This window comes from uncultured Bacteroides sp., from assembly GCF_949298305.1.
Lineage (GTDB): Bacteria > Bacteroidota > Bacteroidia > Bacteroidales > Bacteroidaceae > Bacteroides.
The window spans coordinates 1-6,234 of sequence record NZ_CASFWU010000134.1 but is presented as its reverse complement, the minus strand read 5'-3'; the positions used below and the strand labels follow the sequence as shown (position 1 = coordinate 6,234).

Below are 6,234 nucleotides of genomic sequence, written 5' to 3'. Positions count from 1 at the left end.
GTCAGGGCGTTGGGGTAGGCCTTCAGGTTGAGGTCCATCGTGAATTGGTTCTGTGCCATAATCAGGTCTCCTTTCTTTTAGGGGTGAATAAATAGGGTTATGCGTGCAGCACGGGGCTGCGTTGTGCCCGTGCGGGCGGTCAGGCACGCACGGGCTGGATTTGATTAGGGTTAAGGTTGAGTCAAATCTACGTTATCAGTATCAGGTGTATCATCCCAAGAATTAACCGAACCTGTAAATACGATAGGTTTCGGGTCATTATCCGGATCGTCATCACCATCATCAATATTATTTATACTTATTGTTGCAGTATATACATACACATTATTTGCTACCCATGAACTTATTACATCAATAGGCAATGTAGCGCTTATTGTACCGTCTGTTATTGTAGTAACTCCATCTGACACGAGCACATTAGCAGTGATATCCAATGCTGTCGGAGTTTGGGGAATTACATAATAAGCATCAGTTGACAATCCTGTAGTTCCATCAATTACTTCTCCTGTTGAGAAATCTTCATATCCGCCTTTGGTTGTTCCTTCTGTTAAGCTCCCAGCAGCCCAAGTACCATCTGTTATAATCTGTCCCGTAGTTCCATCTTCTTTAGCATATCCAACTTTAAAATTTGTCATAGTTACCGTTGTAGCATTCAAATCTGCGGCTTTCACAAACTTGAATTGTATCTTTGACAAGAGATGGGAAAAGGTCAATTGCACATCATCCATTCTCTCCTCACTGCCTGTACAAGTAATATTATTATTGGATGCATAGATTACGTCATTCTGATTGTCTTTATCAGAATTTACTTTCAATGTCAAACCTGCAGTATAGTCCCAAGTTGGTGTAATACCATTTGCTTTAGGAGCATAACCTGCAAAATTATAAGTTCCTACAACCCAATATCTGGGATCGTTATAACTCCATGTACTTCCATCCGAACTGGACACTTCTACACCATTAAACAAATCGGTATTATCAGCATAACCACCATAAACAATAAAATTCCTAAAATTAGCAGACGTGATATCAGCAGCCTCATTAAACCCGATGGCCCGGTTCTCGGCCACCTCCATCACTTCATTCTGTGTACAGCTTGCAAAGGCTGCTGCAGCCGCGGCAAGCAAAAAGATACTTTTCTTCATACTCATAAAATTTAGTTAAACAATAAATTGTATCATAATCATTTTGCACAATCTCTTGGTTCTTCTTCTTCTCCCCCCTACTCCAGCGGCAGCGGGATGTCTATCTGGTCGCCCCAGTCGTCCACGTCCACCTCGAAGCCTCCGGAGCCTTCGAGACCGTCCTCGTCGGAAACGACGATGTCCGTCACCTGTATCACTCCGCCACGGGGCTGCGCCTGCATCAGGCGGCTGACGTCGAAGGTGTAGGTCAGCAGCTTGCCGTTGAGGAGCTGTACCTCCAGGCTGAGGGTATAGCTGTGGGTGGTGGCGTCGGCGGTGTAGCCGTCGGTGTAGGAGTAGTCCGGCGCGCCGAAAGACTGGAGCAGGGCGGTGCATCCCAGCTCATCCACCTTGCAGTCGAAGAGCAGGGTGGCGGTGGTGCCGTCCGTGTGTCCGTCGCGCATGTAGACCCTCTCGGCCACTCCGGCCAGGGCTCCGCGCGCCTGTGCCACATACTGCTGGCCCGAGGCGAAGCGGTAGCGTATCAGGTAGCTGTAGCTGAGGGGGCGCATCTCGATGGGGAGCTCCACGTTCTCAAGGGTCTTTTCGGCGGTGAACTCGCGGACAAAGGCTCCGTAGAGCATGTCGGGCGGGGTGATGGTGCGCTCGCCGGCATGAAGTTCGGCAAATCCGGCCCGGGTGCGGGTACGGGTGGTGGCCGTGGCCGATGGCAATGAGGTCATGTCGTCAAAGACGATGTACTCCGTATCGTTGTTATAGAAGAGCAACGTGTGGGTGCCTTCGGGCATGGCAAGGCGTCCGCCCTCGGCGGGCAGGTTTCCCTGCGACACGCCGCCTTCCTCGGCATAGACCAGGCTGCGGATGCCTCCGCCCTGGTCGGGGCGGAACTCTTCGTAGGTGCGGCTCCACTCTTCCTGCCAGCGGTCCGGCCAGTCAATGCGGTAGGTACGCTCCCACTCCCGCTCCCAGTCGGCCTGCACCAGGGTCTTGACACTGAAGGCGTGTTCGTCGTGGTTGTAGCAGAGGTCTTTGCGGCAACCGGTAAGGAGCAGCAGAAGGAGGAGGAAGCCCCCTACAATCCCCCCCGAGGGGGAAGCTATGCGAGTGAATGGATGTATGGTTTTCATATACGAGTACCTTATCGAGTATCTGTTTCTCCCTTCGGGGGAGACTATGAGGAGCTTTCTCATTTCCGGCCTCCTTTCTCCGTCCAGCGGCCAATGTTCCATACGAATGCGAATTTCAGTTTCAGCGGGCCGAAGAAGTTGGTGCGGCTGGTCTGCTGGTAGACGTAGTGTCCGTCTATGGGCAGGTATTCTTCGTACTTGGTGGTCATGAAGCCCACGCCCACGCCAGCCTCGAAGGCAAAGTGCCTGCCCACGGGAAACTGGTAGCCGTAGCTGATGCCCACGAGGCCGCCCTCGCCCTTGTATCCGCGGCCGCCGTTCTCCAGGTCGTACCAGCCTCCGCCGCCGAAGAGGCCCACGTAGTGGCCGCGGCGGTGTCCCTGCGGACGGAACCAGTAGCGGGCTTCGGGGATGATGGTGGCCAGCTGGTAGTAGCGGTGCTTGCTGTCGCGGTGCCACCAGGCCATGTTGCCCTCTACGGCTGCCGACCAGCGGTCGTTGATGCGATATTCCACCTCGAGCGAGGGCATCAGTGCCAGGTCGTAGACGAGGTTGGTCTTGATGTACCAGGGGGTATATACCCATTGGCGTTCCACGGGGATGGTGACGGGAGCATCGGCAAGGGTGACGGCCGTCTGCCGTTCGGGCAGGGTGTCTGTTGCAGCGGCGAGCGGAGCGGCAACGGTGTCGGCCTGCTGGCAGACGGGCTCGGGCGCAGGCGCCGGTTCGGGTTCAGGCGTGACAGCGGGTTCCGGTCCGAATCCGGGGGCATATTCCAGTCCGATAATGGCTACCACGTCTTTGCTGCCGCGGTAGGCCCGGGTGCTGTTCTGCGTGCGGTAGCAATCCTCCTTCATGCCGTAGTGTGTAATGAAATAGGATTTCACCTGGTTGCTCCGGTTCTTGGCTGCCCGCAGGTTCTCGGCCTCGGTGGGATAGGAACCGCAGAAGCCGCGCACCACGATGCAGGCACGTCCGGCGGCAATATCTTCGCGATGGGTCTCTATAAGCCGTCCTGCTTCGGCAATGGCATCTTCGTTTCCGGCAAAGGGAGAATAGAACATAAGTTTGCCGGGCACGAAGCGAAACAGAATGACGGAATCGGCCGGCTGATGGGCATACCGGTATGGATGGAATGCGCGGGCCTTTCCTCCGAGACAGAGGAGAACAGCCGACAGCAAAAGCATCCTAAAACAGCGTATTCGACACATATTCAGCTAATTATTAATAGAGTGAGAACTTCCGTTAATTTGTAGGTAACGGGAAAGCCCTCTCGTCAGTGTCTGTACACAGCTTCTGGCGTATTTCGTACAAACAAAAAGAGACAAAACACGCTCAATCTCACGCCTGAAAGGAAAGCCGCAGGCAGAGACACGAAAATCTTCCCGTATTAAAAATTAACATTAATACAGGAAAGGGATATCTTATACTTTTGCATAAGATTCTGACACTGTTTTACTTCGATGGGGTTTGCGCTCAAACTATCAGTTAAGGTTCAAAGGTTTGTATCAAATTGTGAGTGTTAATTATTGAGTTTTGTTTGTATTTTAGTAAAAAATGCTTGATATTTGCACCACTATACAGATTTCCCGTTACCTACAAAGTAACGGGATTTTTTATCTCCTGAACACGGTGGAAAGGATGCTGCGGTTCATCTCGTGAATCCGCTCATCGGCATACCGTTTGAAGTAGGTTTCCGTCACCTTTACCGACGAGTGTCCCATTGCGTTGCAAATCAGTTCGGGCTGGAAGTTGCAGAAGTTGGCAATGGTGGCCCAGCTGTGACGGGCAGCGTAGGTGCTCAGTCTGACCCCTCCTCCCATCAGCTTTTCCAACCGCTTCAGCTGATAGTTGAAACGGCGCAGGGCGTTGGTGTACTGCCGATAGGCTTCGGCCCCCGTCCCCGAAATGAAGGGGAAGAGATAGGGCGAGTCCGCATCGGGGTTCTTCAGCCGTTCTATCAGCTGCATGGCCTCGGGCTCTACGCGCACCGTGAGCCAGGCGCCCGTCTTGCGCCGACGGTAGGTCAGGAGCGAGCCCTGAAGGTCGCAACGGCGCATATAGGCTATGTCTACAAAGGGGATGCCACGCAGGACAAACAGCAGGAGAAACATCAGGCGGGCAGTGTCCACGCCGGCTTCGACCTCCCCCTCCACGGGTTGCCCCATGCGGCTGATGGACTGCTCGTCGAGCGCCCGCTTTACCCTGACCTTGGTACCCGTAAAGACGCCCTTGAAGAGGCGCGGCCTGTAGGGCGCCATTCCGGCGTCTACGGCTCTGTTATAGACTGCCCGCATCGCACGCATGTAGGTGGAAATTGTGTTCCAATGGAGCAGACTGCGCAGCAGATGTTCCTGAAAGGATATAAGCCACTGCGGCGTAATGTCGGCGAAGGAGAGCGAAGTCCCCTTGATGAAATCTTTAATACGGTTCAAAGTACTCTGGTACACATGCGCTGTACCCATGCGCTCCGATGCCCTCAGGCTGGAAATGACGGTGGACATATAGTCCAGGAAGTCCGGTTCCGGTTTCTTCATAAGTCACTCTTTTTTTGTTTATATTTATTTGCGAACCACACATAAGTGTGGAGTTAAGTTTAATCATAAACAAAAAAAGGACGGTTATGGAATCCTTGCGGAGGGATTATCCGACAAAAAATTCCATAACCGTCCGGCAAAGGGGGCTATCCGGCGGACGGATGTCACTTGCTTTCGTCTTCCGAAGAAGCCTCTTTATTGGCAGGCTCCTCAAAATCGGTCATGCCGGCAGATACCAACAGATTGTACCAGGTGATAAGTTTCTTGATATCTGAAAGATGTACACGGTCGCGGTCAAATGCAGGCAGCACTTCACCCATATAGGCACGCAGTTCGTCGGCTGTGGCTTTCTTGAGGTCCAGCGCAACGGCCTTTCCGTCTTCCTTCTTCTTCATGGAAACAAGCACTTCCTGCAAGGGCACATCCTCGGCATCGGTATACATGGCGATATCACCCAGGGAGATGATTTTCTCGGTTCCGTAGGCAGGAAAGCGTTTTTTGTCCACGAGCGACTCTACAATCAGCATGTTCTTTCCCTGAGAAACAAGTTTATATAATCCCGGCTTGCCCGAGATAGACAAAATGGTCTTCAACATAAGTGTATTCTATTTAATTTGTTAATAGTAGGTTTTTATCGGGGGGCAAAGATAGTGCAAGCCTGAGAGAATACAAAATAAGCCCGCCTGTTTTTGCCGCCAGAAGAACGTAAAACAAAAGGGTCATCGACCGACTGTTCTATGAAGACGCATCAGCAAATCCTGCACTTGGGGAATCAGCGGAACCACTCCGTCGTTCAGGATGACGACATCAGCCCGGCGTGACTTCTCCTCATCGTCCATTTGGCTACGGATGCGTTGTTCAATCTGTTCGCGCGAAGAGCGGTCACGCTCCACAGCACGGTTTATACGGACTTCAAGTGGAGCAGAGACTGCGATAATACAGTCTACCTCATCTTGAAAACCAGCCTCCAAAAGGATAGCCGACTCCATGCCCACCACCGAATGTTCCGCAGACATTTGCTCCGTCCACCGCCTGAAGTCATCCTTCACACGGGGATGTACAATAGCATTCACGCGTGCAGCCTGCTCCTGCGAAGCAAACAGATAGGACGCCAGCATCGGCTTGTTCAGCCGACCGCTGACATAAACCTCGCTACCCAGCAAGTCCACCAGTCCGCTGCGGATAGCGGCATCGGTGTGCATCAGCCGACGCGTTTCCACGTCGGAAATGTAGACAGGGACTCCCATTGTCTCCAGTAATCTGGCCACTACACTCTTGCCACTTCCTATACCGCCTGTAATACCTAATTTAATTGCCATATCCCGGAGTGATTTGTTCAATGAGAAAATCCACCTGCTCGGGATTGAAACGCACATGGCTGACCCCATCGGGCACATTGCGCAACCGGATGGTATACTTGTCCGA

Annotated in this window: 6 protein-coding genes and 1 pseudogene; all 7 read right to left on the bottom strand. The window is 52.6% G+C overall.

The window, feature by feature from the left end:
- Positions 1-170: 170 nt before the first annotated feature.
- A complete protein-coding gene (locus Q1Y74_RS13325; protein ID WP_300814784.1) occupies positions 171-1,145 on the bottom strand; it encodes a fimbrillin family protein in 975 nt (324 codons plus the stop codon).
- 77 nt (positions 1,146-1,222) lie between these two features.
- On the bottom strand, positions 1,223-2,272 hold the full coding sequence (locus Q1Y74_RS13320; protein ID WP_300814783.1) for a DUF5119 domain-containing protein: 1,050 nt from the start codon (positions 2,270-2,272) through the stop codon (positions 1,223-1,225).
- Between the two features lie 59 nt (positions 2,273-2,331).
- On the bottom strand, positions 2,332-3,336 hold the full coding sequence (locus Q1Y74_RS13315; protein WP_300814782.1) for a DUF3575 domain-containing protein: 1,005 nt from the start codon (positions 3,334-3,336) through the stop codon (positions 2,332-2,334).
- Positions 3,337-3,888: 552 nt separating this feature from the next.
- Positions 3,889-4,809, bottom strand: coding sequence for a site-specific integrase (locus Q1Y74_RS13310; RefSeq protein ID WP_300814781.1), 921 nt, complete (start codon positions 4,807-4,809; stop codon positions 3,889-3,891).
- Positions 4,810-4,973: 164 nt separating this feature from the next.
- The gene (locus Q1Y74_RS13305; RefSeq protein ID WP_300814780.1) at positions 4,974-5,405 is read right to left on the bottom strand and encodes a DUF5606 domain-containing protein; all 432 of its coding nucleotides are present in this window, start codon (positions 5,403-5,405) and stop codon (positions 4,974-4,976) included.
- A 123-nt stretch (positions 5,406-5,528) separates the two neighbouring features.
- The gene (gene coaE / locus Q1Y74_RS13300) at positions 5,529-6,128 is read right to left on the bottom strand and encodes a dephospho-CoA kinase (RefSeq protein ID WP_300814779.1); all 600 of its coding nucleotides are present in this window, start codon (positions 6,126-6,128) and stop codon (positions 5,529-5,531) included.
- Positions 6,118-6,234 (bottom strand): annotated as a pseudogene (locus Q1Y74_RS13295) (YbbR-like domain-containing protein); the annotation flags it as partial. The pseudogene Q1Y74_RS13295 and the gene coaE, both read right to left, overlap by 11 nt.